Genomic DNA, 904 nt, shown 5'->3' with positions numbered 1-904 from the left:
CTGCACGGCCACGGCGTGCCCGTCGACTGGGCCGCGTTCTTCGCCGGCCGGGGCGCCCGCCGGGTCGCCCTGCCCACGTACGCCTTCCAGCGGCGCCGCTTCTGGCCCACGGAGATGCGCGTGGGCGCGGGGGCGGAGGCCGCCGGTCTGGCGCCCGCCGACCACCCGCTGCTCAGCGGCGTGGCCGAACTCGCCGGCTCCGACGGCCACCTGTTCACCGGACGGCTGTCGGCCGGCACGCACGGCTGGCTCGCCGACCACGTGGTCATGGGCGCCGTCCTCGTCCCCGGCACCGCCCTGCTGGAGCTGGCGGTGCACGCCGCGAACTCCCTGGGCTGCGAGCTGGTGGAGGAACTCACCCTCGCCGCACCGCTGGTCCTGCCCGCCCGGGGTGCCGTCCGGCTCCAGGTCGGCGTCGGCGCCCCCGACGACTCGGGCCGCCGCACCCTGGGCATCCACTCCCGGCCCGCCGACGACCCCGGAGCCACCTGGACGACACACGCCGAGGGCGTCCTCGCGACCGGACCGGCGGCCTCGGCCGCCACGGACTTCGACGCGACCGTCTGGCCGCCCGAGAAGGCCGAACCGCTCGACACGGACGGCCTGTACGAACGCTTCGAGGACTCCGGCTTCGTCTACGGGCCGGTGTTCCGGGGACTGCGGGCCGCCTGGCGGCGCGACGGCGAGGTGTTCGCCGAGGCCGTCCTGCCCGACGGCACCGACGGCGGCGCGTACGGCCTGCACCCGGCGCTCTTCGACGCCGCACTGCACGCCACCGCCCTGACCGGCACCGCCGCCGACGGCGACTCGACGCAGGGCGGCGGGGTGCCGTTCGCCTGGAGCGGCGTGTCCCTGCACGCGGCCGGCGCGTCGGCCGTCCGCATCCGGCTCTCCCGGGCCGACG

Annotated in this window: 1 protein-coding gene; it reads left to right on the top strand. The window is 77.7% G+C overall.

The window, feature by feature from the left end; all coding sequences use genetic code 11:
• Positions 1–15: 15 nt before the first annotated feature.
• Positions 16–904 (top strand): polyketide synthase dehydratase domain-containing protein (locus tag B7767_RS35175; RefSeq protein ID WP_306298028.1); only part of this gene is annotated, 889 nt, incomplete at its 3' end.

Origin of the sequence: Streptomyces sp. 13-12-16 (genome assembly GCF_002114215.1) — a bacterium.
Taxonomy (GTDB): domain Bacteria; phylum Actinomycetota; class Actinomycetes; order Streptomycetales; family Streptomycetaceae; genus Streptomyces.
The sequence above is the reverse complement of the archived record's forward strand: the minus strand, read 5'-3'. Positions and strand labels throughout refer to the sequence as shown.